29 protein-coding genes are annotated in these 25,963 nt (G+C 73.4%); 14 read left to right on the top strand and 15 right to left on the bottom strand.

What is annotated here, in order from left to right:
• Positions 1–54: 54 nt before the first annotated feature.
• Both IEY20_RS05640 and IEY20_RS05645 read left to right on the top strand, forming a co-directional pair.
• Positions 55–645 (top strand): YdeI/OmpD-associated family protein, encoded by a 591-nt coding sequence (locus IEY20_RS05640; RefSeq protein ID WP_175328369.1) that lies wholly within the window; start codon positions 55–57, stop codon positions 643–645.
• Between the two features lie 61 nt (positions 646–706).
• Positions 707–1,585, top strand: a complete 879-nt coding sequence (locus IEY20_RS05645) for an aldo/keto reductase (RefSeq protein WP_175328370.1) — start codon at positions 707–709, stop codon at positions 1,583–1,585.
• Between the two features lie 87 nt (positions 1,586–1,672).
• On the opposite strand, the gene IEY20_RS05650 is transcribed toward IEY20_RS05645, so the two are convergent.
• Positions 1,673–2,596, bottom strand: coding sequence for an endonuclease/exonuclease/phosphatase family protein (locus tag IEY20_RS05650; protein WP_175328371.1), 924 nt, complete (start codon positions 2,594–2,596; stop codon positions 1,673–1,675).
• 143 nt (positions 2,597–2,739) lie between these two features.
• Here IEY20_RS05650 and IEY20_RS05655 point away from each other — a divergent pair, with 143 nt between their 5' ends.
• The 6 genes from IEY20_RS05655 (at position 2,740) to IEY20_RS05680 (ending at position 8,597) form a co-directional block, all read left to right on the top strand.
• Entirely contained in the window at positions 2,740–3,312 is a 573-nt protein-coding gene (locus IEY20_RS05655) for a PadR family transcriptional regulator (protein ID WP_022903812.1), read from the top strand.
• Positions 3,309–4,040, top strand: coding sequence for an ABC transporter ATP-binding protein (locus IEY20_RS05660; protein ID WP_175328372.1), 732 nt, complete (start codon positions 3,309–3,311; stop codon positions 4,038–4,040). The genes IEY20_RS05655 and IEY20_RS05660 overlap by 4 nt, the downstream gene beginning before the upstream one ends.
• Positions 4,037–6,823, top strand: a complete 2,787-nt coding sequence (locus tag IEY20_RS05665; RefSeq protein WP_175328373.1) for an ABC transporter permease — start codon at positions 4,037–4,039, stop codon at positions 6,821–6,823. The genes IEY20_RS05660 and IEY20_RS05665 overlap by 4 nt, the downstream gene beginning before the upstream one ends.
• Before the next feature lie 142 nt (positions 6,824–6,965).
• Positions 6,966–7,700, top strand: a complete 735-nt coding sequence (locus IEY20_RS05670; protein WP_175328374.1) for an SGNH/GDSL hydrolase family protein — start codon at positions 6,966–6,968, stop codon at positions 7,698–7,700.
• 73 nt (positions 7,701–7,773) lie between these two features.
• Positions 7,774–8,364 carry an ArsR/SmtB family transcription factor gene (locus tag IEY20_RS05675; protein WP_175328375.1) on the top strand — a complete coding sequence of 197 codons (591 nt, stop codon included), beginning with the start codon at positions 7,774–7,776 and terminating at the stop codon, positions 8,362–8,364.
• Positions 8,361–8,597 carry a hypothetical protein gene (locus tag IEY20_RS05680; protein WP_175328376.1) on the top strand — a complete coding sequence of 79 codons (237 nt, stop codon included), beginning with the start codon at positions 8,361–8,363 and terminating at the stop codon, positions 8,595–8,597. The genes IEY20_RS05675 and IEY20_RS05680 overlap by 4 nt, the downstream gene beginning before the upstream one ends.
• 31 nt (positions 8,598–8,628) lie before the next feature.
• Here IEY20_RS05680 and IEY20_RS05685 read toward each other — a convergent pair whose 3' ends face one another.
• Positions 8,629–9,294, bottom strand: coding sequence for an SDR family NAD(P)-dependent oxidoreductase (locus IEY20_RS05685; protein WP_175328377.1), 666 nt, complete (start codon positions 9,292–9,294; stop codon positions 8,629–8,631).
• A gap of 251 nt (positions 9,295–9,545) precedes the next feature.
• Here IEY20_RS05685 and IEY20_RS05690 point away from each other — a divergent pair, with 251 nt between their 5' ends.
• Positions 9,546–10,673 carry a PQQ-dependent sugar dehydrogenase gene (locus IEY20_RS05690; protein ID WP_175328378.1) on the top strand — a complete coding sequence of 376 codons (1,128 nt, stop codon included), beginning with the start codon at positions 9,546–9,548 and terminating at the stop codon, positions 10,671–10,673.
• A gap of 119 nt (positions 10,674–10,792) precedes the next feature.
• Here the strand turns inward: IEY20_RS05690 and IEY20_RS05695 are convergent, their stop codons facing one another.
• Positions 10,793–11,764, bottom strand: a complete 972-nt coding sequence (locus IEY20_RS05695) for an NAD-dependent epimerase/dehydratase family protein (protein WP_175328379.1) — start codon at positions 11,762–11,764, stop codon at positions 10,793–10,795.
• A gap of 67 nt (positions 11,765–11,831) precedes the next feature.
• On the opposite strand from IEY20_RS05695, the gene IEY20_RS05700 reads away from it, so the two are divergent.
• Positions 11,832–13,280 carry an MDR family MFS transporter gene (locus IEY20_RS05700; RefSeq protein ID WP_175328380.1) on the top strand — a complete coding sequence of 483 codons (1,449 nt, stop codon included), beginning with the start codon at positions 11,832–11,834 and terminating at the stop codon, positions 13,278–13,280.
• 142 nt (positions 13,281–13,422) lie between these two features.
• Here IEY20_RS05700 and IEY20_RS05705 read toward each other — a convergent pair whose 3' ends face one another.
• Positions 13,423–13,911 (bottom strand): DUF4126 family protein, encoded by a 489-nt coding sequence (locus tag IEY20_RS05705; RefSeq protein ID WP_022903820.1) that lies wholly within the window; start codon positions 13,909–13,911, stop codon positions 13,423–13,425.
• A gap of 107 nt (positions 13,912–14,018) precedes the next feature.
• Between IEY20_RS05705 and IEY20_RS05710 the strand changes: the two genes are divergently transcribed.
• The gene (locus IEY20_RS05710) at positions 14,019–14,477 is read left to right on the top strand and encodes an SRPBCC family protein (RefSeq protein WP_175328381.1); all 459 of its coding nucleotides are present in this window, start codon (positions 14,019–14,021) and stop codon (positions 14,475–14,477) included.
• Positions 14,478–14,511: 34 nt separating this feature from the next.
• Positions 14,512–15,162 (top strand): NAD(P)H-binding protein, encoded by a 651-nt coding sequence (locus tag IEY20_RS05715; protein WP_022903822.1) that lies wholly within the window; start codon positions 14,512–14,514, stop codon positions 15,160–15,162.
• A 58-nt stretch (positions 15,163–15,220) separates the two neighbouring features.
• Here IEY20_RS05715 and IEY20_RS05720 read toward each other — a convergent pair whose 3' ends face one another.
• From IEY20_RS05720 to IEY20_RS05750, 7 genes are all read right to left on the bottom strand, one after another.
• On the bottom strand, positions 15,221–15,619 hold the full coding sequence (locus IEY20_RS05720) for a VOC family protein (protein ID WP_022903823.1): 399 nt from the start codon (positions 15,617–15,619) through the stop codon (positions 15,221–15,223).
• Between the two features lie 66 nt (positions 15,620–15,685).
• The gene (locus IEY20_RS05725; protein WP_022903824.1) at positions 15,686–16,381 is read right to left on the bottom strand and encodes a helix-turn-helix transcriptional regulator; all 696 of its coding nucleotides are present in this window, start codon (positions 16,379–16,381) and stop codon (positions 15,686–15,688) included.
• A 97-nt stretch (positions 16,382–16,478) separates the two neighbouring features.
• Positions 16,479–17,327 carry a glycosyltransferase family 2 protein gene (locus IEY20_RS05730; RefSeq protein ID WP_175328382.1) on the bottom strand — a complete coding sequence of 283 codons (849 nt, stop codon included), beginning with the start codon at positions 17,325–17,327 and terminating at the stop codon, positions 16,479–16,481.
• 71 nt (positions 17,328–17,398) lie between these two features.
• Positions 17,399–18,427 carry a matrixin family metalloprotease gene (locus IEY20_RS05735; RefSeq protein WP_175328383.1) on the bottom strand — a complete coding sequence of 343 codons (1,029 nt, stop codon included), beginning with the start codon at positions 18,425–18,427 and terminating at the stop codon, positions 17,399–17,401.
• Between the two features lie 55 nt (positions 18,428–18,482).
• A complete protein-coding gene (locus tag IEY20_RS05740) occupies positions 18,483–19,169 on the bottom strand; it encodes a response regulator (RefSeq protein WP_175328384.1) in 687 nt (228 codons plus the stop codon).
• Entirely contained in the window at positions 19,166–20,455 is a 1,290-nt protein-coding gene (locus IEY20_RS05745; protein ID WP_175328385.1) for a sensor histidine kinase, read from the bottom strand. Before IEY20_RS05745 ends, IEY20_RS05740 begins: the two co-directional genes overlap by 4 nt.
• Positions 20,442–21,386, bottom strand: a complete 945-nt coding sequence (locus tag IEY20_RS05750) for a type II CAAX endopeptidase family protein (RefSeq protein ID WP_175328386.1) — start codon at positions 21,384–21,386, stop codon at positions 20,442–20,444. The genes IEY20_RS05745 and IEY20_RS05750 overlap by 14 nt, the downstream gene beginning before the upstream one ends.
• A 149-nt stretch (positions 21,387–21,535) precedes the next feature.
• Here IEY20_RS05750 and IEY20_RS05755 point away from each other — a divergent pair, with 149 nt between their 5' ends.
• Positions 21,536–22,207, top strand: a complete 672-nt coding sequence (locus tag IEY20_RS05755; protein ID WP_175328387.1) for a hypothetical protein — start codon at positions 21,536–21,538, stop codon at positions 22,205–22,207.
• A 40-nt stretch (positions 22,208–22,247) separates the two neighbouring features.
• Here the strand turns inward: IEY20_RS05755 and IEY20_RS05760 are convergent, their stop codons facing one another.
• Positions 22,248–22,673: a hypothetical protein gene (locus IEY20_RS05760; RefSeq protein ID WP_175328388.1), complete on the bottom strand. Its 426-nt coding sequence runs from the start codon at positions 22,671–22,673 to the stop codon at positions 22,248–22,250.
• Positions 22,674–22,862: 189 nt separating this feature from the next.
• Between IEY20_RS05760 and IEY20_RS05765 the strand changes: the two genes are divergently transcribed.
• Positions 22,863–23,225 (top strand): hypothetical protein, encoded by a 363-nt coding sequence (locus IEY20_RS05765; protein ID WP_175328389.1) that lies wholly within the window; start codon positions 22,863–22,865, stop codon positions 23,223–23,225.
• A gap of 13 nt (positions 23,226–23,238) precedes the next feature.
• On the opposite strand, the gene IEY20_RS05770 is transcribed toward IEY20_RS05765, so the two are convergent.
• From IEY20_RS05770 to IEY20_RS05780, 3 genes are all read right to left on the bottom strand, one after another.
• The gene (locus tag IEY20_RS05770; RefSeq protein ID WP_175328390.1) at positions 23,239–23,844 is read right to left on the bottom strand and encodes a GNAT family N-acetyltransferase; all 606 of its coding nucleotides are present in this window, start codon (positions 23,842–23,844) and stop codon (positions 23,239–23,241) included.
• Between the two features lie 395 nt (positions 23,845–24,239).
• Positions 24,240–25,547 (bottom strand): PQQ-dependent sugar dehydrogenase, encoded by a 1,308-nt coding sequence (locus IEY20_RS05775; protein WP_175328391.1) that lies wholly within the window; start codon positions 25,545–25,547, stop codon positions 24,240–24,242.
• Positions 25,548–25,632: 85 nt separating this feature from the next.
• A complete protein-coding gene (locus IEY20_RS05780) occupies positions 25,633–25,821 on the bottom strand; it encodes a hypothetical protein (protein WP_175328392.1) in 189 nt (62 codons plus the stop codon).
• Positions 25,822–25,963 lie beyond the last annotated feature (142 nt).

Genomic DNA, 25,963 nt, shown 5'->3' on the forward strand with positions numbered 1-25,963 from the left:
GCCCCGGGTCCGTCGACACCACCGCCGGTCGGTGCCCGGGCCTACGATCGCCGCATGGACACCGAGGACCTCGTCCTGCCCGATGCCGCAGCGTGGCGGACCTGGCTCGACGCGCACGAGGGCGACCCCGACGGCGTGTGGCTGGTCCTCGCGAAGAAGGGCACCACCGAGCCGACGTCCCTGACCTACGACCAGGCACTCGACGAAGCGCTCTGCTCCGGCTGGATCGACGGGCAGAAGCGGGGGCGCGACGCGACGACGTTCCGACAGCGGTTCACGCCCCGACGCCGTGCCTCGCTGTGGTCCCAGCGGAACATCGGCCTCGTCGCGGAACTCGTCGCCGCGGGCCGGATGCGTGCACGGGGACAGGCGGAGATCGACCGGGCGAAGGGCGACGGCCGGTGGGACCGCGCCTACGCCGGTGCCGCGACCGCGACGGTGCCGGACGACCTCCGGGCAGCGCTCGACGCCGCACCGGCCGCCGCCGCGCTGTTCGCCGACCTCGACGCGACGAACCGCTACGCCGTGCTGCACCGGGTGACCACCGCACCGAGTCCGACCGCCCGGGCGAACCGCATCGCGAAGCTCGTCGGCGGACTCGAACGCGGCGAGACGCCGTACCCGCGGAAGCCGAGGTCCGACTGACACCGCGGGCGGGGGACACCCGCTCAGCGACGCGTCACGTCCACGGCGTAGAACGGCGGCCATGACCACTGGTACCGACACCACCCGTCCCGCCGCGTCCTCCGGCACCTTCCGCATCGGTGGCGACCTCGAGGTCCACCGCCTCGGTTACGGCACGATGCAGCTCACCGGTCCCGGCGTCTGGGGACCGCCGAAGGACCACGACGAAGCGATCCGCGTCCTCAAGCGCGCGGTCGACCTCGGCGTCGACTTCTTCGACACCGCGGACTCCTACGGCCCATACGTCGCCGAGGAACTGCTCCGCGAGGCCCTGCACCCGTACGGCGACGACATCGTCATCGCCACGAAGGCCGGCCTGACCCGCACGGGTCCGAACGAGTGGCCGCCGGTCGGCCGCCCGGAGTACCTCCGCCAGGAGGCCGAGATGAGCCTCCGCCGCCTCGGTCTCGAGCGCATCGACCTCTTCCAGCTGCACCGCATCGACCCGAAGGTCCCGCTCGAGGACCAGATCGGCGAGCTGAAGAAGCTCCAGGACGAGGGCAAGATCCGCCACATCGGCCTGTCCGAGGTCTCGGTCGACGACGTGAAGGCCGCGCAGGAGCACGCCACGATCGTCACGGTCCAGAACCTCTACAACCTGCAGAAGCGCGACGCCGAGGAACTCCTCGACTGGTCCGAGGAGCAGGGCATCGGCTTCATCCCGTGGTTCCCGCTCGCGACCGGTGGCCTGACCGGCGACGACTCGCCGCTGACCGAGATCGCCGAGCGCAAGGGTGCGACGCCGGCACAGCTCGCACTCGCCTGGCTGCTGAAGCGCTCCCCCGTCATGCTCCCGATCCCGGGCACGTCGAGCGTCGACCACCTCGAGGACAACCTGCAGGGCGCGGTGATCGAGCTGACCGACGAGGAGTTCGAGGAGCTCTCCGGCCTCGGCAGCTGAGGCCGCCGGGCACGGGTCGCTGACGCGACCAGGACCGGACGGGAGGCGCGGTGCCGGCTGGCACCGCGCCTCCCGTCCGTCGCGACGTCAGCCGGCGCGCAGCTGCGCGAGCACCGCGCGGTGGTCGCTGCCGTTCGCGGGCAGCACCTCGGTCGAGACGGTGGCGAGACCGCGGACGAACACGTGGTCGATCCGCGCGACGGGCATCTGTGCCGGCCAGGTGAAGCCGAGCCCGCCGCCCTCCGACAGCTCCGCGCGGATCGGTGCCATGAGCGGATCGGCGGCGCCGCCGTTGAAGTCGCCGGCGACGACGAGCCGTTCGGCGTCGTCGTCCCGGACCTCGCCCGCCAGGGCACGGAGCATCGTCGGGCGGGCGTCCTCGGTGCGCAGCCGCAGTGAGTCGACGTGCACGACGTACAGCCGCACGTCCCCGACGTCGGTGGCGACGGTCACGCGCAGCGACCGCGCCCACCCGAGGCCGAGCGTGAGCGGCTCCCCGTCGCTCAGCGTCGACCGGCTCCACACGCCGACCGACCCGACCCGGTAGTGGTGCGGGTACGCCGCGGCGAGCGCCGTCTGCACCTCGGCACCGGAGTCGGCGGTGAGCTCCTCGAGCGCGATGACGTCCGGGTGCCGGTCGGCGATCGCCCGGGCCGTCGCCGTCGGGTCCTCGTTGGTGGCCTCGACGTTCTGCGTGACGACCGAGAGCTGCGGTGTGCCGGTGGCGGCGGGCGCGAGGACCCCCGGCAGCACGGCGACCGCCCAGGCCGCGGCGTACGCGACCGAGAGCGCGGCGAGTCGCCACGAGCGGGTGCCGATGGCCAGCCCGGCCACCGGGACGAGCAGCACGCCCATCCACGGCAGCAGCGAGCCGATCGCCGAGCCCGGGCTGCCGAGCACGTCGAGCACGCTCGGGGCGAGGAGGACGACGACCCCGGCGACGAGCGCGGCCCCGACGACGGCGATGACGAGGGAGCGGCCGGGGTTCCGTCGGCTGGAGCGGAGGGGCACGGCTCGAGGGTAGGCAGCCCTTCTGACAGCCACCGGGGTGCCCCGTGGGCGTCGGCTCAGCGCCGGGACGGCACTTGCGGATGCATACCGGGTATGGGCATACTCGGTATGCCCGGGTGTCGGGCCGGGACGAGGGGGATGTCATGAGCGTTCGGATGGGCGTGCTCGCGCTGCTGGTGGGAGGCCCCGGGTACGGGTACCAGCTCCGGGGGGAGTTCGAGCACCGTACGGGTGGGAGCTGGCCGCTCAACATCGGCCAGGTCTACACGACGCTCGACCGGCTCGAGCGCGACGGGCTCGTGGCCCGCGGCGACGCCGACGACGACGGGCACGTCGTCTACACGGCGACGGACGCGGGCCGCGAGGAGGTGGCCCGGTGGTTCAGCGAGCCGGTACCCGCGAAGCGCGGCCGCGACGAGCTCGCGATCAAGTTCGCGCTCGCCGTGACGGTGCCCGGTGTGGACGTCCAGCGGCTCGTGCAGGTGCAGCGCGGCGCGGCCGTCCGGAACCTCCAGGACCTCACACGACTGAAGCGGACCGCGGACCCGGCCGAGGACCTCGCGTGGTCGCTCGTGCTCGAGTCGATGGTGTTCCAGGCCGAGGCCGAGGTGCGGTGGTTGGACCACGTGGAGTCGAGCGTCACCCGGTACCGACCGGATGAACACCGCACGGCCGCGGCCACGTCCGCCGACGAGATCGTCCGGAGCGCCCGGTGACCGCCGCTGCTCCGCTGCTGGAGCTCGACGCCGTCAGCGTCCAGTACGGCAGCGGTTCGAGGGCCGTGACCGCCCTCGCCGGTGTCGACCTGACGATCCGCCGCGGCGAGATGGTGGCCGTCATGGGCACCTCCGGCTCGGGCAAGTCGACGCTGCTCGCCTGCGCGGGGACCCTGCTCCCGCCGACGAGCGGCGAGGTCCGCATCGACGGCGAGTGGGTCGCGGACCGCCCGGCGAAGGACCTCGCGGCGCTCCGACGGCGGCTGGTCGGCTTCGTGTTCCAGGACTTCAACCTGATCCCGTCCCTCACGGCGATCGAGAACGTGGCGCTGCCGCTCGAGCTCGACGGGTGGAAGTCGAGCCGGGCTCGCCGGGCGGCGCAGCTCGCCCTCGACAACGTCGAGCTCGGGCACCGTTCCGACGCGTTCCCCGACGACCTCTCCGGAGGCCAGCAGCAGCGGGTCGCGATCGCGCGCGGTGTGGTCGGGGAGCGCCGGCTCGCGCTCGCGGACGAACCGACCGGTGCGCTCGACTCCCAGACCGGGGAGGTGGTGCTCCGCATGCTCCGTCGGCACGTCGACTCAGGGGCCGGTGCGCTGCTCGTCACCCACGACGCCCGGCACGCGGCCTGGGCGGACCGCATCGTGTTCCTGCGTGACGGCCGGGTCGTCGACGAGACGGTGTACTCCGGCGTCGAGATGGCCCTCGCGGACCGGACGCGGTCGTGATCCGGCTCCGGCCGGCACTCCGGCTGGGCCGACGGATGGCGTTCGCGAAGACCGGACGCGCGGCGCTCGTCGTCGCGTTGATCGGTCTTCCGACCATGGGCTTCGCCGGGGTCTCGGTGCTGTTCGCCTCGACGCAGGCGACGACGGCCGAGCAGCTCCGGTACGACCTCGGGCACGCCCAGGCGCAGATGACGACACAGCAGCCGGATGCCCGCGGCATGCGGCAGGACCCCGTGCACTGGACGAACATCCAGACCGAGGAGGACAGCCCTGCGGCGAACGCCGACGACGACACCCCCTACGCCGACGTCACGGAGTACGTGCCGAAGGGTGCGATCTCGATCCCGGTGACGACCACCGACGTCGTGCTGCGCGGAGCGCACGGCCCGATCGGCACCACCGCGACCCTCGGCGAAACCTGGGACCCGGTGCTCGACGGACGCTGGCACGTCCTCGACGGCACGGCTCCGACGGCACGCGACCAGGCGATGATGACGCCGGCGATGCTCGCGAAGACCGGGCTCCACATCGGTGACACGCTCGACGTGACCGACCCGGTGACGAAGCGGTTCACGATCACCGGGACGATGCGGGACCTCGGCCAGGACCCAGACGAGTCGGCGGTCTACCTGCCGTGGAGGAGCATCGCCGCGGACGCCGCTCCGATCTCGACCGGCCGATCCGACGCGGGTGCGGTCACGGTGTACCTGCCGACGGTCGCCCCGACCTGGTCGGAGATCAAGCGGCTGAACGACCACGGCATCGTCGTGCAGTCGCGTCCGGTGGTGCTCGATCCGCCGGACGAGCGGGTCGACGGCTTCTCGGGTCCGCAGAGCCTCGGGTGGTACGTCGCCGGACTCGGACTCGTCGGGGTGTTCGCCCTGTTCGAGGTCGGCCTGCTCGCCGGTGCGGCGTTCCTCGTCGGTACCCGCGCCGATGCCCGCTCGTACGCGATCTTGACGAGCGTCGGCGCGGAGCGCGGGGTCGTGCGGTCGGTCGTCGCCGGATCCGGACTCGTGCTCGGGACGGCCGGGGCGGTCCTCGGGACGGGGCTCGGCATCGGGATCGGCGCGCTCGCGTTCCACCTGCTCGACGACGGGAACGTGAACGCCTTCCCCGGGTTGCACGTCCCCGGGGTGATGCTCCTCTGCATCGCCGTCGCCGGTGTCCTCGCCGGAGTCCTGTCCTCCCTCACCGCGGCCCGCGCCGCCACCCGGGTGAACGTGCTGGCCGGTCTCCGCGGGTCGCTCCGCCCGGAGACGCCGAGCCGGGCGGCGACCCGCCGTCGTCGTGCGTGGGGACCACTCCTCATCGTCGTCGGGGCCGTCATGACCCTCGCGTGCGGCATCGGTGTCCTGGTCCTGAACGACCGACCGGAGCAGAGCGGGCAGCGGGACCACTGGGCGTGGGTCGTCGGCGCCGGCGTCGCGATCGGGCCGTGCCTCGTCCAACTCGGCGTCGCGATCTGCTCGCCGTGGGTGCTCGCCCTCGTCGCCCGCGTGTCGAGCCGGTTCGGGCTCGCGGCGCGGATGGCTGGCCGTGACGCCCGCCGTAACCCGGTCCGCACGGTGCCGGTGCTCGCGAGCGTGATGAGCGTCGTGTTCGTCGCCTCCGTGGTGATCACGTCGAACGCGTCGCAGCACGCTCAGTACGTCCGCGACTACGAGTACAAGTCCGCCGTCGGGGTGGCCACCGCGGACATCCAGCGGCTCGACAGCCGGTCGTTCCCGCAGGGCTACGACGCGGCGGTGACGGCGCGGGCGGCCGAGGTCAGCGCGCGAGTGTTCGACCACGACCGCATCCGCGTGCTCGGCACCGTCGACGAGCAGCCGACCGAGGAACCGAGCACCCTGACCCAGTTGCACCTCTGGGAGCGCCCGACCGGCTGCGGAGACGAGTTCTGCGGGTCGTGGCTCGAGCCCGGCGGCAGCCAACACGTCCTCACGGGCACGGTCGACGACTACGCCGTGCTCAGCGGACACCGGCCGTCCGCCGAGGTCCGCGACGCACTCGCCGACGGCAGGGCCGTGTCACTCTGGCCCGAGTACGTCCACGACGGCGCGGTCCGGCTCGACACGTTCCACCACCGCAGCTGGGAGGACGCGACCTCGCCCGACCCGGAGCACCCGGACGCGACGACCACGATCCCCGCGGTCCTCGACGAGCAGGACCCGCCGATCCAGATCGGGGTCTTCATGACGAAGGCGACCGCCGAGCGCTACCGGGTACCCGCCGTGGACGGCATCCTCGTGACCCGGCTCGACGGCGAGGTCTCACCCGAGCAGTTCGGCGAGCTCGCGTCGGCGTGGCAGAGCTACGGCGGCTCGGCGCGCGCGCAGGCCTCGGCGCCGACCTTCTTCTACGAGTCCGGCCCAGTCGATGCGAGTGCCCCGGTCCGGGCACTGGCGCTCGCACTCGCGGCGGCCGTGACGATCGGCGCGACCGCGGTGGCGATCGGCCTGGCCCGGGCCGACGGGCGACGGGACGACGAGGTGCTCGACGCGATCGGTGCCGCCCCACGGCTGCGGCGGCGGACCACGGCGTGGCAGGCTGCGATCCTGACCACCGTCGGGGCGGTCGTCGGCACCGTGCTCGGGCTCCTGCCGATCCGGGCGCTCACCCTGCGCTTCGACGCGGGTCCGGCCGGCACGAGCCACATGCCGTTCGTCGCCGACTGGCCCGTCTTGGCGCTCCTCGCGATCGGGCTGCCCGTCGTCGTGACGTTCGGGACGTGGCTGACCGCGGGCCGCAGCCGACGCCTCGCCCTGCGCCGTGCGCACTGACGGGGGCCGGACTCCGCAGACCGGAAGGCCCACCCCACGCTGGGGCGCGCCCGGGAACGGGTGGGAGAAGCCACAGCAGCGACGACGGTTCCCCAGGTCTGGGGTCTGGTTCCGAAGAGCCATCCGCGGGATACCTGGAGTCGTGTCCCGCACCAGCCACCTCGTGGTCCTCATGAGCATCATCGCCTCCGCCGCCCTCGTCGGCACCGGAGCCGTCGTCGTCGCGACGGCGCACACCGCGTCGGCCGACGAGTCCGTCACCCTCCGGCAGGAGGCGGCGCTGCGTCGGACACCCGACCAGTTCGTGCGCGGGGCCCTCGACACCACCGACGACGCGGACGCCGTGACGTTCGCGTACGCCGGTGACTCGATCACGGCGCGGCCGGACTCGTGGCTGCACGTCCTCGAGGGCGATCCGGAGCTGCGGGCGGTCGGTGGGTACGCCCACAGCGGCTACCGCTCGGACCAGGTACTGCACGAGATCAGCCCGGTACCGGACGCGGACGTGCTCGTCGTCGAACTCGGGACAAACGACGTCAACCAGGCCGTGCCCACCCGCCGGACCATCGCGAACGTGGACGCACTCGTGACCAAGGCCGACGCCCACCACGTGCTCGTCGTCGCCGGTCCGCCGTCCGACCACACCACCAGTCTGTGGGGCGCCGACCGTCGCACGGGGCAGCGCGTCCTCAGTCGAGCCCTCCGCGCGGACGCCCAGCAGCACGGGTGGTCCTACGTCGACCCGTTCACGGCGATCCGGCTGCCCGACGGCGCGTACGAGCGGGGCACCACCCCGGACGGCATCCACCCGTCGGCAGAGGCCAACCTGACCGTGGCGAAGGCCATGGCGAACGCGATCGAGGCCGCCGCCCGCTGAGCCGCGGCAACCGCAGAGGAAGCTCTGCAAAGAACATGTTGCAAAGCTCCGTTTGCGGTCGTACGATCAGGGCATGGCATCCGACTCCCGCGTTCTCGACCTCCCGGAGATGAAGGCGCTGTCCCACCCGCTCCGGGCGCAGCTCCTCAACGAGCTCGCGACGCACGGCCCCGCCACGGCCACGACCCTGGCGGACCGCGTCGGCGAATCGTCCGGCTCGACGAGCTACCACCTCCGGCAGCTCGAGAAGCACGGCTTCATCGAGGAGGTCGAGGGCCGCGGCAACGGTCGCGAGCGCTGGTGGCGTCGCACCCCCGCGACCCTGTACAGCGGCGGCTCGGACGGTCCGCAGTCGCCGGCCGCCCTGGCCGCCGCACGCCTCGTGGCCTCGGGCTCGAACGACCACGCCGAGCAGATGATCCGCGAGTTCATCGCCCGTGACGAACGGTCCCTCGGACCCTGGCGGGACGCCGCGACCCTGTCCACCATCGTCATGCGCCTGACCCCGGCCGAGCTGCAGGAGCTCACCGAGGCGACGCTCGAGCTCATGACGGCCTTCCGACGGCGACGCGACCCCGACGCCGACGAAGCCGACACCGGTCGTGTGTTCGTCCGCTTCGCCGCCGTCCCCGTCCTCGACGACGACACCAAGGGATCACGATGAACGCCGCACTCCACCTGACCCAGGCCGGCCCGCTCGAGCGCGCCGCCCACGCCACCGGCGTCGCGCTGCTCCGCTGGAGCGAACGACGAGCGGCCCGCGTGCTCCCGACCACCATCGCCGAGGGCACCGCCGAGCGGACCGTCGCGCGGCTCGCGCACGAGGCCCGGACGGCGCTGGCGGCACGCGAACGGCACGCCGAGACGCTGTCCGCCGGCTTCCCCCGCGTCCGCTGAACGACCGTCGGACCGGACGGTCGGCCCAGACCTACTCGGGCAGCGCCTCCGCGTACGTCCGGAACTCCCCGCGCTCGCTGTGCAGGCTCCAGAGACGCTCGGCGATCGCGGCGCCCGAGTGGTCCTCCTGGCCGTCGTCGATCCCGAACGGGATGATGAGCTGCGCGACGTGCACGTTCTCCTCCTTGACGGCGTCGTGCAGGAGCTGCGCGTAGGCGCTCTCCCCGGCGAACGCGACCGACGTGCCGGTCACCCGGGCGCCTGGTCGGACCGCGCTGGCACCGTTGACGAAGAGGATCGTGCCGCGTCCCAGCGCCCGCATGCCCGGGAGGACCTGCCGGACGGCGTTGACCGAGCCGTACACCGAGAACTCGATCGGGCCGACGAGGTCCTCGGCGGTCGTCTCGAGCACCGGGCGCATGTACTCCTTCGCGGGCAGCGGGCTGTACTGCAGGACCTCGATCGGACCGAGCTGTTCGGTGGCACGCTCGAGCGCGGCACGGAGCGAGTCGCCGTCGCGGACGTTCGCCGCGAATCCGGCTGCGGTGTGGCCCTGCTCGCGGAGCTCGGCGGCGAGGGAGTCGAGCCGGTCCTGGTTGCGCGAGACGAGCGCGACGGAGAACCCCTCGCGGGCGAAGCGGGCGGCGGTCTCGATGCCGAGGCCCTTGCCGGCGCCGACGATGGCGATGGTGGTCATGGTGTGGTCCTTCCAGGACGACGGTGTCCGGGCACGGGGCCCGACCGCGGGACCGTCCGGTCCCGCCGACGTCCACTGAACCAGCGGGAGTGGGCCCGTGGCGGGCACTGTCGTACCCCCTCTCGGACGGGAGGCGCGTGGCGGCGCCGCCCCGTGCCTCCCGTCGGTCCGGTGGTCGCGCTGAGCGCCCGTACAGGCTCCTCCCGACCGGAGCGTGTGCAATCAGGGCACGAACCCCGGGGAGGCACGCCGTGCACACGACCACCCGCCGCATCTCGTCCGCACTCGGCGCAGCCGCGGTCACCGCCCTCGTCCTCGCGGCGTGCACCGACGGAGGAGTCCGGACCCTGCCGCGGACGGAGACCGCGGGACCGGCGCCCTCCGCCACAGCGGAGGTCGAGTCGCTGGCACCCGACGGCGAGCCCTCCGACGTCGTCACCGGCCTGGACGCGCCGTGGTCGGTGGTCCGGACGGGTGACGGCGCCGCCGCCCTCGTGAGCGAGCGCGACTCGGCACGGGTGATCGAGCTGGCCGCGGACGGCACGACCCGCACGGTGGGGACCATCCCGGGAGTCACCCCCGCCGGCGAGGGTGGCCTGCTCGGCCTCGCACTCCACGACGGCGGTCTCTACGTGTACTCGACCGCCGCGGACGGCAACCGCATCCAGCGCTTCGAGCTCACCGGCAGCGTCGGGTCGTACGGCCTGGGCGAGGCGACGACGATCCTCGACGGACTGCCGTCGAGCGGCATCCACAACGGCGGGCGCATCGCGTTCGGACCGGACGGCATGCTCTACGCGAGCGTCGGCGACGCCGGCGACGGACCCGACGCGCAGGACCGGGACTCGCTCGCGGGCAAGATCCTCCGGATGACCGCGGACGGGAGCGTCCCGGCCGGCAACCCGTTCCCCGACTCGCTCGTGTGGAGCCTCGGGCACCGGAACGTGCAGGGCAGGGGCTGGGCGGAGGACGGCACGATGTTCGCCGCGGAGTTCGGGCAGAACACGTGGGACGAACTCAACGTCGTCGAGGAGGGCGCGAACTACGGCTGGCCGGAGGTCGAAGGCACCGGCGGGACGGCCGCCGGCTTCGTGGACCCGGTGCAGCAGTGGGCGACGAGCGATGCCTCCCCGAGCGGCCTCGCCGTCATCGGGGACACCGTGTTCGTCGCGAACCTCCGGGGGGCCTCGGTCCGGGCGGTCCCGGCCGCCGACCCGTCGCGGTCGACGACGTGGTTCGCCGGTGACTTCGGTCGGATCCGGACGGTCCTCGCCGGGCCCGACGGCGCGCTCTGGTTCGTCACGAACAACACGGATGGCCGGGGGACCCCGCAGGCGGACGACGACCGCATCGTGTCCGTCCCGCTCGCGAGCCGCTGAGCACGTCCGATCGCCCCGCGGTGCCGCGTCCCGAGACCCGGCCCGGCGGACACGGTCCGCGCTGCAGGCCGCGGAACTGTCCGCCGGCCCGGGTCTCGCAGGGCGACGGTCGCGAGCCGTCAGCCAGCGAGCGGCCGCGCCACCTCGACCTCGCCGTTGTCCACGAGCCACCGCACGGCGTCGAGCACCGTCTCGGACGCCGTGTACGCCGGCGCGTACCCGAGCAGCCGCCGCGGCTTGTCGGTGCTGAACACCTGCGATCGCGACAGGTGCTCCCAGCTCGCGTCCGCGTCCTCGCCAGCCGTGGTCTCGCGGAACCGGTCCCACGTGACGGACTCGAGCCGGGCCTCCTGGCCGAACCACGAGGCGACCAGGTGCGCGTACCCGCGCACGGTGAGGGCCGTGTCGGCCGTGACGAAGAAGTCCTCGCCCACGGCCTCTGCGCGGTGCTCGACCGCGAGCTGGAACGCCTGCGCGACGTCGTCGGCGTGCACGTGGGCCATCGACTCGGCGCCCAGACCCGGCACCTCGATCGCCGCGCCCGCGGAGAGCTTCGTGATGACCGTGGTGTCCAGGTTGCCGAGCGGACCGATGGGCACCCAACCGGGACCGCTGATGTGGCCGGGGTGGAGGGAGGTCGTTGCGACACCGCCCGAGGCGGTTTCCTCCTTGTACAGCCGCGCGATGGCGTCCTTCTGCGTGCCGTACTCACCGAACGGCGGGGTCGCGACCTCCTCGGTGATCGGGAGGACGTGGGACACCCCGGCCCGCCAGATCGACCCGCAGTGAACGAGGTGCGTGTCCGACCCGCGGAGTGCGTCGAGCAGCGCGCGAGCGGAGTCGATCGTGAAGCAGACGAGGTCGATGACGGCGTCCGGCCGCAGCCCGGCGATGCGCGCGCCGAACGTGCCGTCACGGTCCTCCTGCTCGCGGTCGGCCGTGATCCGCTCCACCCGGGCCCATTCCGGAGCGTCGGCGTAGGCGGAACGGGTGCCCCGGCTGATGACCACGACGTCGTGGCCGGCCCGGACGAGGCGGGGGACGAGGAACGTGCCGATGTGGCCGGTGGCCCCGATGACGACGATGCGCATGCCGGCCAGGCTAGGCCGACGGCGGCGGCCGTGGAATGTTCCGTCGCGGAACGGACTTGCTGCCCGCATGGCTGCACGATCCGGTGGTGTGGGCCTGCGCTCCGAGCGCGGGCCGATCCTGCTCTCCCTCATGCTCGCGACCGCGCTGGTCGCCCTCGACTCGACGATCATCGCCACGGCCTCGACGTCCATCGCTCGTGACCTCGGCCACTTCCAGCAGCTGCCCTGGCTGTTCTCGGTGTACCTCCTCGCGCAGGCGGTCTCCGTGCCGATCTACGGACGGCTCGCGGACGTGCTCGGCCGGAAGCGCCTGCTCCTCGTCGGGATCGGCCTGTTCCTGCTCGGGTCGGTGCTCTGCGGTGCGGCGTGGTCGATGCCCGTGCTCATCGCCGGCCGGGTCGTGCAGGGGCTCGGTGCCGGGGCGGTGCTGCCGATCTCGATGACGATCACGAGCGACATCTACACACTCGAGGAGCGAGCGAAGACGCAGGGGTACCTCGCGTCGGTGTGGGGCGTCGCCTCGGTGGTCGGGCCGACGCTCGGTGGGGTGTTCAGCGAGCTCGGCGCGTGGCGCTGGATCTTCTGGATCAACATCCCGTTGGCGCTGGTCGCGGGGTTCATGCTCGTCCGGGCATACACCGAGCAGCGGTCTGCTGACGGGCCGCGTCAACGCATCGACCTCCCGGGCGCGGTACTGCTGACGCTCGGCACGACCGCGCTGCTGCTGGGTCTCCTCGAGGGCGGGACGACGTGGGCCTGGGGCTCGGGTGCCTCGATCGGCATCTTCGTCGCGGCGGCCCTCTTCCTCACGGCCTTCCTCGTCGTCGAGTTGCGGACAGCGCACCCGATCTTCTCGCTGGCCCTCCTCCGGCGCCGGGTCGTCGCTGCCTCGACGGTCGCGTCGCTCGTCATCGGCGTGATCGTCATGGGGCTGTCGACGTACGTCCCGATCTACGCGCAGGACGTCCTCGGCACCTCCGCGCTGGTCGCCGGCTTCGCGCTGGCGGCGCTCACGCTCGGCTGGCCGATCTCCGCCTCGCAGGCCGGCCGGTTCTACCTGCGGTGGGGCTTCCGGGTGACGGCGCTCATCGGCTCCACGCTGGTGATGCTCGGCGCTGCACTGACGATCACCCTCGGCTCAGGGTCGTCCGTGTGGTGGGTCGCGGTGTTCTGCTTCGTGGTCGGCGCGGGCATGGGACTCACGGCCGTCCCGACCCTCATCGCGGCACAGTCCTCGGCAGCGCACGACGAGCGTGGCGCGGTGACGGGCACGAACATGTTCGCGCGGTCCATGGGTTCGGCGATCGGGGTGGCGGTGTTCGGTGCCGTCGTCAACGCGCACGTGCGACTCGGCGCCTCGGGCTCGCCGGAGGGTCCCGGGCTGATGACCGCGATGCACCTCGTGTTCGTGTCGATCGCGGTCATCGCGCTGGTGCTGCTCGTCGCGGTGTCGTTCATGCCTGCACACCGGCGCCGCGCGGAAGCGCCCGCTGCTGCGGAGGCGGCAACCGCCTGAGACGGTTTCACTGCCGCGGGATCACGAGACTCGCGCACAGCGACACCTCTCGTGTTCCCGGGCACGAGGAGCGTCGCTCACCACGAGACTCGGGTCGTCGGCCCGGCGCGCGTCGGCGCGGCGCCGCCGCGAGCGGCGCGCGTCAGTCGGCGGTGACGGCCTTCACGGAGCCGGCGATCACCGCGGCGTCCTCGGCGAGCGCCACCACCGGGTCGGGCAGGTGCGTGACCCCGCCGACGGCCTTGCGGGCGGCCCAGCCGACGACGCTGCCGACCACGGCGCCGACCGCGCCGAGGATCGCGCCCTCGACCACGAGGTTCCGACGCCCGGTCGTACCGAGCGCGGCCCCCGCGAGCGCGCCCGAGGCGACGCGGCCGAGGATCGCCGGGAACGCGATGCGGCTCGGCGTCGACGGGAGCTTGTCGCCGATGAGCTCGCCGACCGCACCGGCGACGAGCAGTCCGCGGCCGAGCGGCGTCGCGAAGACCTTCCAGTCCTGCCACGCGCCGGAGAGCTCCTTGTTGTCGTGGTTCAGCGCGAGCACCGCGAGGGGGGTGGCGCTGCGGCCGCCGCTCAGGACGCCGAGGGCGAGCGTGCGGACGAGGGTGTTCTGTTCGTGGTCGGTGCTCATCGGTGTCTCCTCACCTGGCTGACGCGTCACCTGGCTGACCGCGCCGTGGTCCGTCGGAGACGCTACGCACCCTGTGCTGGGAGCCGTTCTGGTCCTACCATCGGCGCATGAGCACGATCACCGTGGAACGTCGTGTGCACGTCGAGGCACCGCCGGCCGCCGTCCTGCCGCACCTCGCGGACCTCACGCGCTGGCGGTCGTGGTCGCCGTGGGAGGGCGCGGATCCCGACCTCCACCGGGAGTACACGGGCGACCCGGGCTCGGTCGGCGCGACGTACGCCTGGTCGGGGAACCGGAAGGCCGGTGCCGGGACCATGCGGGTCACGGAGGTCGACCCCTCAGGCGTGGGCATCGCGCTCGACTTCACGAAGCCGTTCCGGTCGAGCAACGTCATCCGGTTCGACCTCACGCCGAGCGGCACCGGCACCGGCCCCGGCACCGACGTCGTCTGGCGGATGGAGAGCCCGCGGACCTTCATGACCCGGATCTTCCCGCTCGAGAAGCTCGTCGGGCCGGACTTCGAGAAGGGCCTCCGGCAGCTCAAGGCCACCGTGGAGCGCGGCTGAGTCGCTCGGATCGGCTCCGGGTACCGTGCGACCGATGAGCAACGTCATCCTCTTCGGCGGTCACGGGAAGGTCGCGCTCCTCGCGACGAAGATCCTCAGCGACCGCGGCCACACCGTCACGTCCGTCATCCGGGACCCCGACCAGTCGGACGACGTCCGGGCACACGGGGGCGAGCCCCGCGTCGCGGACATCCAGGAGCAGACCCTCGAGTCCTTCACCGACCTCGTCCGCGGGCACGACGTCGTGGTGTGGTCGGCAGGCGCCGGTGGCGGGTCCGTGGACCGGACGTGGGCCATCGACCGGGACGCCGCGGTGCTGACCGTGCAGGCAGCGGCTCGTGCCGGCGTCGACCGCTACGTCATGGTGTCGTGGTCCGGCTCGGTCCTCGACCACGGCGTGCCGCAGGACGACGACTTCTTCGCGTACGCGCAGTCGAAGTACGTCGCGGACGCCGTGCTCCGCGACTCCGGGCTCGCCTGGACCGTGGTCGCGCCGAGCACCCTCACCGACGACGAGCCGACCGGTCGCGTCGACTGGGACGGCTCGTCGTCCGAGGTGCCGCGCGGCGACGTCGCGCACGTGGTCGCGGACGTCGTCGAGGACCCCGGGACCGCTGGTCACACGGTGCGGTTCAACGGCGGCTCCACGGAGATCGCCGCGTTCCTCCGGGCCGCGGCGGAGTGAGCCACAGCCGGCCGGACCGCGTCCGGCCGGCCCCCACCAGTCGGTCGCGGTCTGCCGGTCAGCCGCCCGCTGTCCAGCCGCCCGTCGGTCGGCTGAACAGGTTGACGACGGTGCCGTCGGGGTCGCGGAACAGCGTCGAGCGGTTCCCCCACGGCATCGTCGTCGGCTCGAGGACGACGTCGTGGAGCACGTCACGCAGTCGCGCGAACTCGGCGTCCACGTCGGCCACCTCGAACTCGACGAGCACCGAGTCGTTGCTGCTCGGGCGCGGAGCCCGGTCGCCGAGCACCGCCACGGTGGCGGTGGAGCCGATCGCGAGCGTGGGGCCGTGCTCCCCGCCGCGGAACTCGGCGAACACCGGCGCCGGACGGTGTGCCGAGGTGCCGGTCACGTGCTCGTAGAAGGTGACGAGCCGGTCGAGGTCGTCGGTGATGATGCGGATCGAAGCGAATGCCATGCGGGCAGTGTGCAGCGCGTCCGCGACACCGTCCTGTCGGTGATCCCGCCGAGGTGACGGAGGCGGTCAGTCCTCGACCACGTGCCGCGTGGTGCCGTACGGGATGTCGAGGTCCGCGGCGCGGAACGGCCGGAGCGGTGCGTGCTCGCCGGTCGGTTCGAGCGTCACGATCCGTCCCGTGCGGAACGCCCGGACCGCTCGGCGGAGACGACACCAGGCGACGAGGTACCAGACGCCGTCGCGGACGACGTACCCGAGGGGCTCGACCTCGCGGTCGCTCGGCTCGCCGTCGCGGTCGCGGTAGCGGAGTCGGAGGACCTGCCCGTCGCGCAGCGCAGCGGCCACGACGTCTGCGGGAGCATCCTCGTCGTCGGGTTCGAGGAACGCGATCCGACGAGCGACGGCGAGCGACTCCGCCAGCCGCTCGTCCCGGGTCGCCGCGTGCACCTTGCCGAGGGCACGCGCAGCGGCGTCGCGGAAGGGTCCGTTCGCGAGCGCGCCGAGTCCGACCGTGACCGCGAGCGCCTCGTCCGCGGTCAGACCGAGCGGCGCCAGGGTGTGCTCCCGGTCCAGGCAGTACCCGCCCGTCCGCCCCGGCTCGGCCCAGATCGGCACCCCGGCCTGCTGCAACGCCGAGAGGTCGCGTTCGATCGTGCGCACGCTCACCTCGAACCGCTCGGCGAGGCGTCGGGCGCTGAGCGGTCGCGGCGCGACCGCTCGGAGCGCTTCGACCAGTGCGTAGAGCCGGTCGGTGCGGTTCACGGGGTGACCAGACGCCGGACGGGAGGCACGGTGCGGCCCCTCCACGGGCCTCCCGGTCGAAACGCGGTGGCCACGGTCGCGACCGTGCGGCGAGGGGTCATCCCACGATCGTAGGTCCGGCCACGGACGCCTCTGCCGGGGCGGGACCGTCAGCGCGGACCGGAGCGGTCACCGCCGCCCCGGTGGGCGTCCCACCCGTCGGCACCGGGCGGGTCTCGTGCCGGAACCGCCGCAGCAGCCGGGCGGGCGGCACGGCACGGCGCCACGACACCGCGAAGGTGTGCACAGCCCTCTGGACCCGCCGGAGCATCCCGCTCCGGTCCCGGACCGGGTCGCCCGACACCGAGACGACGAGCGCCCGGTCGAGCACGGTCCGCCAGCGCGGGTCGAACTGCAGCGAGAGGTCGACGTCGTCGTGGACCAACGGGTCGTGGCGGTGCACGCGGTGCCGGACGGCGAGCCAGGCGGTCCGTCGGAACAGCGCGTTCGAGCCGAACAGCGGCGGTCGTCCGAGCGCTCCGGCCATGAGCACGAAGTACGCGCGCATGTAGGCGGTCCGCCAGAACGCCGAGGCGACGGGACCGAGCCCCCGGAACGCCCCGGGGCCGGCCACGGCCGTCACGAGCGGGTCGGCGAACCAGGGGAGTGCGCGTCCGAGCCAGTCCTCGGGCACGACCGTGTCCGAGTCGATCCGGGCGATCACGTCCCCGGTCGCCGCGTCGTAGCCCGTGCTCGCGGCGGCCGCGATGCCCGGGAACGCCTCGCGCACGACCCGGGCTCGGGCGTCGAGCGCGACGCGGACACTGTCGTCGGAGCTCCCGTTGTCGACCACGACCACCTCCTCCGCCGACCGGGTCTGCCGCGCGATCGCGGCGAGGCACGTGCGCAGCTGCTCGGCGTCGTCGAGCACGGGGACGACGACCGTGACGGTCGGGAGCGCTGCCATGCGTCCAGCGAACCAGGGCGGGTCTGGGCGGCCGAGCCGGAGGGCCGGGGAGCGCGGCCGCGCCCGACCGCTCAGTACTTCGCCGCGATGCCCGTCATGTCGCCGAGCCCGAGCGTCCGCGATCCGGTCGCGCAGGTGCCGCCGGACGGCTCCATCACCTGGCCGGTGCCGCTCGCCACGTGGCCGAGGCCGTACAGGTGGCCCCACTCGTGCGTCGCGACGGCCTGCATGTCGTACCGGCTGCCCGAGCACGTGGCGGTGGACGACCACGAGTACCGCGTCGCGTACCGCTGGTCGGCCTCGCGTGCGACACCGTTCTGGTCGTACCAGACGCACGTCACGCCGAGCGTGCCGGCCGGGAGCGCACCCCAGCCCATGACGCTGTACCCGTTGTTCGTCGCGCACCCGCCGTCCTTCGTCAAGTCGGGCGCCTGCGTGGCCTCGCGGACGAAGCTCTCCCGCGCCGAGGACGTCACGGTGGTGCCGCACGACGTGATGGTCCCGGTCCAGGCGTCCGCGGCGGACCGGAGTGCGTCGTCGCCGTAGGTCGTGCGCGTCCCGCTCGGGTTGTAGTACCACTGCACGGTGCTCGACCACCGGTAGTCGTTCTGCGTGTTGGCCTTGCTCGTGCACTTCGTCGAGGCCGCGCTCGGACGCACCGTCGCCGCGCCGGTGTCCGCGGTGTGCGCGGTGTCCGCGGTCCCGAGGGTCGAGCGTTCCGCCTGCCGGACGGCCGACGGCGAGCCCTGCCACGCCTCGCCGACCCGGACCGCGACGCCGGAGTTCCCGGTGTTCGTCACGACGACCTCGGGCAGCTCCTCGGCACCCGCGGCCGCGACGCTCAGTGCTGCGACGGACTCACCGCGTGCGGGGACGGCGAACGTGCGGCCGTCGGCGAGCCGGACGGTGCCGGTCGACGTGGTGCACCCGGACTCGAGCGTGCGGAGGCTGAGCGTGCCCGACGGACACGACGCGCCTGCCGTCGGCGACGTGGCTGCGACGGCCGGCGACGCGGACACCACCCCGGCCCCGACGAGCGCGGCGGCGAGTGCGGCGGCCGCGGTGGCCGCGGACGTCCACGGCATGGTTCGAACGGGCATGGTCGTGCCTCCCCCGGCCGAGGCCCTGTCCTCCGCCGTCCTGGTCGCGCCAATGCTAGGCGGGACGGCCGTCCTCCGCACCCGGCACCGCGACCACGCGGTTCTGGTACGCCCAGACCACCGCCTGCAGCCGCGACCGCACCCCGAGCTTCGGCAGCATCCGTGCGAGGTGCGACTTCACCGTCGACACCTCCACGACGAGCGCGGCAGCGATGTCCTCGTTCGACATCCCCTGGGCGAGGAGCAGCAGCACGTCACGCTCGCGGGCGGTGAGCAGCCCGTCGGCGCGGGCGCCCGTCACGGGCTGGAGGCTCCGGCGGGACACGAACTCCCGCAGTACCCGACGGGTGAGGGCCTGGTCGAGGGTGCCGTTCCCCGCCGCCACCTGCCGGACCGCCCCGGTGATGGTGTCGGGGTCGGCGTCCTTGAGGAGGAACCCGGACGCACCCGCCTCGAGGGCGCCGAACACGTAGTCGTCGAGGTCGAACGTCGTCAGCATGAGCACCGGCATCTCCGGATCGGCCCCCGGTGCGCAGAGCTCGCGGGCGACCTCGATGCCGTTCCGGACCGGCATCCGGACGTCGAGGCACGCGACGTCCGGACGGGTCCGTCGGGCGGCCTCGAGTGCTTCGCCGCCGTCAGCGGCGACCGCGACCACCTCGAGGTCGGGCTCCGCGTCGAGCAGGGCCGTCACGCCGGCACGGACGAGCGGCTGGTCGTCCGCCACCAGGACCCGGATCACGGCCGCACCTCCGTGGCGGGCGTGAGCGGTGCCTCCCGGCCGAGCGTCAGCTCCACGAGCCAACCGCCTCCGTCCTGCGGACCGGCCTGGAGGCGCGCCCCGACCAGGTCTGCCCGCTCACGCATCCCACGCAGTCCGTTGCCGCCGGCGGCGGCCCCGCCGCTGCCGGGCAGCGTCGGCGCGCCGTTCGCGACACGCACCACGAGCTGCTCCGCAGCGCGGTCGTCGACGGTGACGGTGCACGGGGCGCCCGGGGCGTGGAGCACCGCGTTCGCCAGCGATTCCTGCACCGCACGGTAGGCGGCGAGCTGCGCGAGGGGTCCGACGCCGTCCGCGAGGGGGCGATCGCCGGACGCGAGGACCTCGAGCTCGACCGGCATCCGCACACGCGACCGCTCGACCAGGTCGACGATGCCCGCGATCGTCTCGACCGCGCGCTCCGCCGGTCCGTTCTCGCGGAGGAGTCCCACCAGGCGGCGGAGGTCCTCCAGCACCGCGGTGCTCTGCTCCCGGACCTGCCGCACGCCCTCGTGGGCCCTGCTCGGATCCGTGTCGATCTGCCGGTCGATGGCCGCCGACATCAGGGCGATCCCGGAGAGGTGGTGCGCGGCGATGTCGTGCAGCTCCCGGGCCATCGCGGCACGTTCCCGGCCGATCGCCGCCTCGACGCGGGCGTCCTGCTCCCGGTCCACCGCGGACGCCTCGGCCGTGCGGGCCGCGCGGACGTCGCGCCGGGAGCGGATGAGCAGCGCGACGAGCAGTGGGAGACCGACCGCGCCGACCGCCTGCAGGATGCCAGCGCCGACGGAGGCGGCGAGGAGCTCGGTCGGCTGCGAGCGCATGCCACCGGACAGGACGGCGTCGTTGACCGCGGTCCCGGCCACGACCAGCACCGCAGTACCGACGATGGCCGGCCAACTCCGGGTGAGCGGCTCGCGGGAGCCGAGCAGGACGACCACCACGGCGACGGGCAGCAGCACGAGGCTGTAGGCACCGCTCGGCGTGGAGGCCGCCGCGGCCGCGATGATCCCGGTGCCGAGCACGGTCGTCCGCGGCGCGCTGCGTGCGACGAGCAGCAGTGCGGACGCGACGAGCAGCGAGATCACCAGGGTCACCCAGGCGGCGCTGCCGACCGACGGGGTCCCGGCGGCGACCGCCACGGACGAGCCGGACCCGTCGAGACGGTCGAGGGCGTCGAGACTCGGCAGGCCGCTGAGGAGCCCGACGGAGACGATCGCCGTCCCCGCGGCCACGACGAGGTCGGTGCGGGCGTCAGCGCGTGCCATCGTTCGATCCTACGAGGGCGGGGGCGGTGGGCACCGGCAGCGTCGGCGCACCCGTGCTGGCGTACCCGAGTCGGCCCCGGGTGGCGACGAGCAGCACGGCAGCGGCCACGGTCGAGGTCGCGGTGAGCCCGAGCATCATCGTGCCCGCCGTCATGCCCGGGTACATGTCCGCCCAGAGCGTCGAGATGGTGTTGTTCACGCCGACGTGCAGGAGCAGGACCAGCGGGAGGCTCTCGCCGGTGCGGTTGAACGCCCACACCATCACCACGTTGAACGTGATCGTGAAGGCGGCGAAGACGAGCGGCTCGGTCCAGTGGGCGTCCGGCCAACCACCCCAGTCGCTGAGGTAGAGCGGCACGTGCCACAGCGCCCACAGCGGGCCGAGGATCCCGGCGGCACCGAGCGGGCCGAAGCGGTCCTGGAGTCGGGGGAGCGCGAAGTCCCGCCAGCCGGGCTCCTCGGACAGCCCCGTGGTGAACACCTGCACGACCAGCCCCGGGACGAGCATGAGCAGCGCTGCGGCGCTCGGTGCCTGGACCTGCCCGCCGGACAGCGGCAGGCCGGAGACCACGATGACCGCCGGCACCCCGACGAGCGCCAGGGCGTACCAGCGCCACGAGACACGCCACCGCCACAGTCGGCCGACCCAGCGCCGGAGACCCGGGCGGCCGTCGGTGACCGCGGTGACGAGGAAGGCGCTGCCGAGCGGTCCGAGCAGCGCCCCGGGCAGCACGCCCGTGAACTGCGCGGTGCCGAGGAGCTCGGGGAAGTGCAGGTCCCAGAGGCCGAGGCCGTGCGGCGACAGGATGTACGGCACCCACGCGGCCCAGCTGAGGCCGAGGGCGAGCACGAAGAACGCGCGGAGGGGGTTGCGGGCGATCATGCCCCGGATGCCCGGCTGGTCCGCGCCGGTGTGGAGGTGGTTCGTCATGTCCTCGACGCTAGGAACGCGGCGAGCGCGGGACGACCGGCGGGAGGACGCTCCTCCGGGACGTGCATCCTTCGGAGGAGGCGGACCGTATGCTCGTGGACGACCCGCCCGAGCGAGGGGCGCACGGCGGGGACCAGGGGGAACACACCATGACCATGTCCAGGACGACCACCATCGGCGCGGTGCTCGTCGTCGGCGCACTCGCGCTGACCGGGTGCAGCACCGCAGACACCGGCCCGCGTGACGCGACGGCTGCGTCGCGCACGGCTGCACCGGAGCCGACGCCGACGCCCACTCCGACGGCGGAGGCGGACGCGTCCGACGGAGTGGGCGGCACCGCGGCCGGAGCGCAGCCCGAGGACCTCACCTTCGAGGACGGCGCGCAGCTCTCGCCCACCCGCCTGCCCGCGTTCGGCGTCTCGGTGTCCTCCCTGCAGAACTGGGAGCTGACCCGCTCCGACCCGAGCGCCGGCTCGACCGAGTACACCCGCTCGGACGGCGCCGTGGCGACGGTCACGCAGCAGCGGGTCACCGGCCTCGACCCGACGATGGACGACCGCGCCGCGACCGAGCAGCTGTTCCGTGCGGCCGGCGCACCGGTCGAGGGTCTCGAGGAACAGCTCCTGCCCACCGCCGGTGGGGGTACCGCGCAGTTCCTGTCGATCGCCGGGCAGGCCGACGGGGAGTGGACCGCGACCGTGGCCCGTGCCTTCGCCCGCCCGGGTGTGGCGCTGACGGTGGAGATCGTCGTGCCGTCCCGCGACGTGCTGCGCGACGACCTCCACGAGATCCTGGTCAACGCGCAGGTCGTCATCACCTGATCGGGCGGTGGCCGCAGTCTGTGTGCGCTGCGACGAACGCTCAGACGGGCAGCGGTGCGACGCCCCACCAGCCGATGCCGGCATCGTCGTGGACGAGCCGGCCGGCCCTCGTGCCGAGTGGTTCTGCCACGCCGAAGTCGGCGATCTCCCACCCGAACTGTTCCGGCGTGGGCTCGCCGCCGGCGAAGGGCTCCGAGTACACGCCGTCCGCCCAGAGCGGGGCGTCGCGGCTCCCCTCGAGGGCAGCCCGGAGTCCGACGGGGCCGAGTCCGGGCCAGGAGTAGACGACGCAGAAGCCGTCGGTGTCCCGCAGCGGCCACCCGTCGTGGACCGTGATCGACCGCCACTCGGTGGGACCGCCGTCGCGCAGCTTCCGGAGGCAAGCGAGCAGGGCCCGGTCGCTCCACGTCGGGGTCGGTACCGACTCAGCGGCGGCGATCAGCGCATCGTGTTCAGCTCCGGGCACCTCGTCATCGTGCCACGGGGAGCGGCGGCTCCCCTACGTGCGGCATCCGCAGTCGTCCGCCGACAGGCGACCCCGGCGCGGCGCGGGCTGGAGCTCGGCGGGTGCCGGGCGGCGACGCGGTCGTGCGGGTGCTCGGCGGGTGCCGGGCAGTGGCGCGGTCGCACGGCCCGCCCGGCCTATCCTGGACCGATGCTCTCCCGACGTGAGGCCGCCGTCCGGCTCGACATCCCGCTCGAGATGGCGACCCGTCACGGGCTGCCGGCGCGGCTCAGCGAGGCCGAGCTCGACGCGATCGAGCAGGACCCGCCGGCCTGGCTCGTGCAGTCGCGCGCGAACCGCACGGGCACGAAGAAGGTCTGGCAGCGGCTCGAGTGCGTCGTCTGCGGGTACTCGGAGGAGGCCCGACCGAAGAAGTGGTGGCCCGACTGGGACCACCTGATGTGCGACTACCACGCGACCTACCAGGCACCCGAGCCGCCCGCGGGGTTCACCCGGCACGAGGTCGAGGGGATCGGGAGCCGGTTCGTCGCCCTCGTCGACGAGCGCCCCTGAGCGACACGCGCCCCTAGCCCGTGGGAGGACCTGTGGGCTCGACCGTCTTCGTGACGACCCACCGGTGCTTGCCGATCGGTCGGTCGCGGACGAAGCCGGCACGCTCGAACGTCGAGAGCACGCCGTGGAAGAGGAAGCCTGCGGGCACGGCACCGGCCGGCTCGGGGTACCCCTCGACCCGTCCACCCCCTGCCTCGGCGATCATCCGCAGGGCTCCGTGGAGTGCGGCCGTCGCGACGCCCTGACGACGGTGTCCGGCGCGGACGTAGTTGCAGCCGATGCGCCAGTCCGGCAGCGGTCCGTCCTGGGAGGACTCGTACTGGCGGCGGTTCTTGATGCGGACGACCTCGGACACGGGGCCGAACTGGCACCAGCCCACGCACCGGTCGCCCACGAGGACGAGCGCTGCGTGGGTCGTGCCGGCGAGCACCCGGTCCCGCTTCCGTTCCCGGTTGCAGGCAGCGTCCCGCGTGGTGCCCTCATCGTGGAAGCCGATGCACCAGCAGCCGCTCGGGTAGCCGTCGCTCGACGCACACAGCTCCGCGAAGGCGTCCCACGTGGCGGCGTCGAGGGGCCGGACCACGAGGGCGGCGGTGGTCGTCGCGAGGTCATCGGTCATGGACGTCCCGATCCTCCGCGGGCGATGCGCCCCGCACCCGACCGGACGTCCGGTCGAGCCGGTCCCGGACGACCCGTCGATCGCGGTCGGCTGCGTCGGCGACGACCGAGAGCATGATCCCGAGCGGCGCCGTGCTGCGATGCCTTCGACAGTCCATCCCCCGATGATGACCCCGACCGACGGCGCCCGTCCGGAACCGGGACATCGCGAGCGCGGCGCGGCCGCGACCGAGCACCGGCCTGGAGGCGCGTTGCGGCGCCGCCCCGCGACTCCCGGCCGCCGCCGGTCACCGCGACACCCGTCAGCGCGTCCGACCTGCGCCGCACATCACCGCCGGCGCGCTCCGCGCGCGCCGCCCACCGGGACGTCCGCATCGCGATGGTGGGGCGTCCGCTTCACGCGGGCGGCGTGAGCCGGTAGACGAGCCCCGCCGTGTCGTCCGTCACGTACAGCGAGCCGTCCGGGCCGGGGACCGCGTCCACCGAACGCCCCCAGCGCGAGCCGTCCGCGTCCTGGAACCCCTCGACGATCGTCCGCGGCTGCCCGAGGGTCCGGGCGTCGGCGTCCCACGCGCTGTACGACACCGACGGCGGACGCGGCGGCTCGCGGTTCCACGAGCCGTGCGTCGTGATGAGGGCGCCCTCGTCGAACGCGGCGGGCAGCGCGCTCCCGTGCGTGAACACGAAACCGATCGGGGCACTGTGCGCCGGCAGGCCGACCATCGTGCGGGACACCGTCGAGCAGTCGAGGGCCGTCCCGTCCGGGTTGTTCGTCGGATCGTCGACGTACCCGAGGTCGAGCAGGTCCGGCTTCCCTCGCGAGTCCGGCTGACAGAACGGCCACCCGAGCTCGGTGCCGCGCGTGATCCGGGTGACCTGGTCGTTCGGGTGCTCGTCCACGTAGGACTGCACGCGCTTCCCGTACTGCCCGGTGTCGTCCCGGAACGGGTACGGCTGGTTGTCCGCCTGGTTCACCGCCGCGAACAGGGTCCCGTCCGGGGCGTAGCCGAGCCCTTCCCCGTTGCGGACGCCCGTCGCGAGCAGGGTGTCGTCGCTGCCGTCGAGCCGGACCTGCCGGATGACCGCGCGGTCCGGGTGGTCGCGTCGGTCCGAGCCGTCGCTGTTCGACGCGGAGCCGATGTCGTACGCGACCAAGCCGTCGTGCACGGCGACGAACTTCCCGCCGTGCCCACCCGTCGGCAGGTCGTCCACGAGCACCGAACGGTCGGAGAGCCTGCCGTCCCGGTAGTGCCAGGTGTCGATGCGGGGGCCCTCGCCGAGGACGACGACGGTCGCACCGTCCTGCTCGGTCACGGCGATGCCCTGGGGGTCGTCGAGCCCGGTCGCGAGCTCCTCGACCGCCGGGGCGCGGCCGTCCGCTCGGGGCTCGAGGCGGAGGAGCGTCCCCCGGTCACCCGTCGTCAGGAGCATGCTGCCGTCGGGCAACCAGGCCGCCATGCGTGCGCCGGGAGCATCGGCCCAGACCTCCGCGCGCCAGCCCGTCGGGACACGGAGGGACCGTCCGGCGGCCTTGCCCGCCTCGGCGCCGTTCGCGACCGACAGGCGCGCCGTGTGCAACCCGGCCGACGGGTTCCCCGTGGTCGGGTCGCCCTCGACCGTCGCGCCGCCGGTGCACGCCGCGATCCCGCAGACGAGGAACACCGATGCAGCAGCACCGACGAGGCGCTTCGTCACGGTCGACACAGGGTGAGGCTAGGCCTCGCTCCCGGGGTCCGTCACGACGATCCGGCAGGGTGCGCAGTCCGGATGGCGTCGGACAGCCGTCGGGTCAGTCGTGCTCCGGGTCCTCTTCGTGGTTGAAGTGCGAGTCGGTCTCCGAGAAGCCGGCGGCGACGCCCTCCGGGTGGTTCGGGATGGTCGAGTCGTCGCCGAGGCCGCCGGGCTTGGGCGCGCCGTCCTCGTCGTTCGTGGGGACGTCGAGGGAGCTGTCGTCCTGCGCGTTGCTGGTGTCCGACATGGGTCCTCCTTGTGCTTCGGCGGCCGGTGCTCCGGTGCACCACCGCTGGTCGTGGAAGTTCATCGTGCCTGCGGCTCCTGGACGGCACTCAGGCTCGTCGGCTGGTGCGTGTGTACCGTCGCGCTGGTCGGGTGCCCGGCCG

This window comes from Curtobacterium luteum, assembly GCF_014646995.1.
GTDB classification, from domain to species: Bacteria; Actinomycetota; Actinomycetes; order Actinomycetales; family Microbacteriaceae; genus Curtobacterium; species Curtobacterium luteum.

Bases quoted from the DNA above. Each gene is read 5' to 3' on its own strand.
- IEY20_RS05765 (WP_175328389.1), top strand. From the start codon at position 22,863: ATGCTCTCCCGACGTGAGGCCGCCGTCCGGCTCGACATCCCGCTCGAG.
- IEY20_RS05685 (WP_175328377.1), bottom strand. From the start codon at position 9,294: ATGACCACCATCGCCATCGTCGGCGCCGGCAAGGGCCTCGGCATCGAG.
- IEY20_RS05705 (WP_022903820.1), bottom strand. From the start codon at position 13,911: ATGAGCACCGACCACGAACAGAACACCCTCGTCCGCACGCTCGCCCTC.
- IEY20_RS05735 (WP_175328383.1), bottom strand. From the start codon at position 18,427: ATGCCCGTTCGAACCATGCCGTGGACGTCCGCGGCCACCGCGGCCGCC.
- IEY20_RS05700 (WP_175328380.1), top strand. From the start codon at position 11,832: ATGGCTGCACGATCCGGTGGTGTGGGCCTGCGCTCCGAGCGCGGGCCG.
- IEY20_RS05745 (WP_175328385.1), bottom strand. From the start codon at position 20,455: ATGGCACGCGCTGACGCCCGCACCGACCTCGTCGTGGCCGCGGGGACG.
- IEY20_RS05780 (WP_175328392.1), bottom strand. From the start codon at position 25,821: ATGTCGGACACCAGCAACGCGCAGGACGACAGCTCCCTCGACGTCCCC.
- IEY20_RS05770 (WP_175328390.1), bottom strand. From the start codon at position 23,844: ATGACCGATGACCTCGCGACGACCACCGCCGCCCTCGTGGTCCGGCCC.
- IEY20_RS05675 (WP_175328375.1), top strand. From the start codon at position 7,774: ATGGCATCCGACTCCCGCGTTCTCGACCTCCCGGAGATGAAGGCGCTG.
- IEY20_RS05655 (WP_022903812.1), top strand. From the start codon at position 2,740: ATGAGCGTTCGGATGGGCGTGCTCGCGCTGCTGGTGGGAGGCCCCGGG.
- IEY20_RS05645 (WP_175328370.1), top strand. From the start codon at position 707: ATGACCACTGGTACCGACACCACCCGTCCCGCCGCGTCCTCCGGCACC.
- IEY20_RS05720 (WP_022903823.1), bottom strand. From the start codon at position 15,619: ATGGCATTCGCTTCGATCCGCATCATCACCGACGACCTCGACCGGCTC.
- IEY20_RS05750 (WP_175328386.1), bottom strand. From the start codon at position 21,386: ATGACGAACCACCTCCACACCGGCGCGGACCAGCCGGGCATCCGGGGC.
- IEY20_RS05710 (WP_175328381.1), top strand. From the start codon at position 14,019: ATGAGCACGATCACCGTGGAACGTCGTGTGCACGTCGAGGCACCGCCG.
- IEY20_RS05715 (WP_022903822.1), top strand. From the start codon at position 14,512: ATGAGCAACGTCATCCTCTTCGGCGGTCACGGGAAGGTCGCGCTCCTC.
- IEY20_RS05680 (WP_175328376.1), top strand. From the start codon at position 8,361: ATGAACGCCGCACTCCACCTGACCCAGGCCGGCCCGCTCGAGCGCGCC.
- IEY20_RS05640 (WP_175328369.1), top strand. From the start codon at position 55: ATGGACACCGAGGACCTCGTCCTGCCCGATGCCGCAGCGTGGCGGACC.
- IEY20_RS05695 (WP_175328379.1), bottom strand. From the start codon at position 11,764: ATGCGCATCGTCGTCATCGGGGCCACCGGCCACATCGGCACGTTCCTC.
- IEY20_RS05755 (WP_175328387.1), top strand. From the start codon at position 21,536: ATGACCATGTCCAGGACGACCACCATCGGCGCGGTGCTCGTCGTCGGC.
- IEY20_RS05730 (WP_175328382.1), bottom strand. From the start codon at position 17,327: ATGGCAGCGCTCCCGACCGTCACGGTCGTCGTCCCCGTGCTCGACGAC.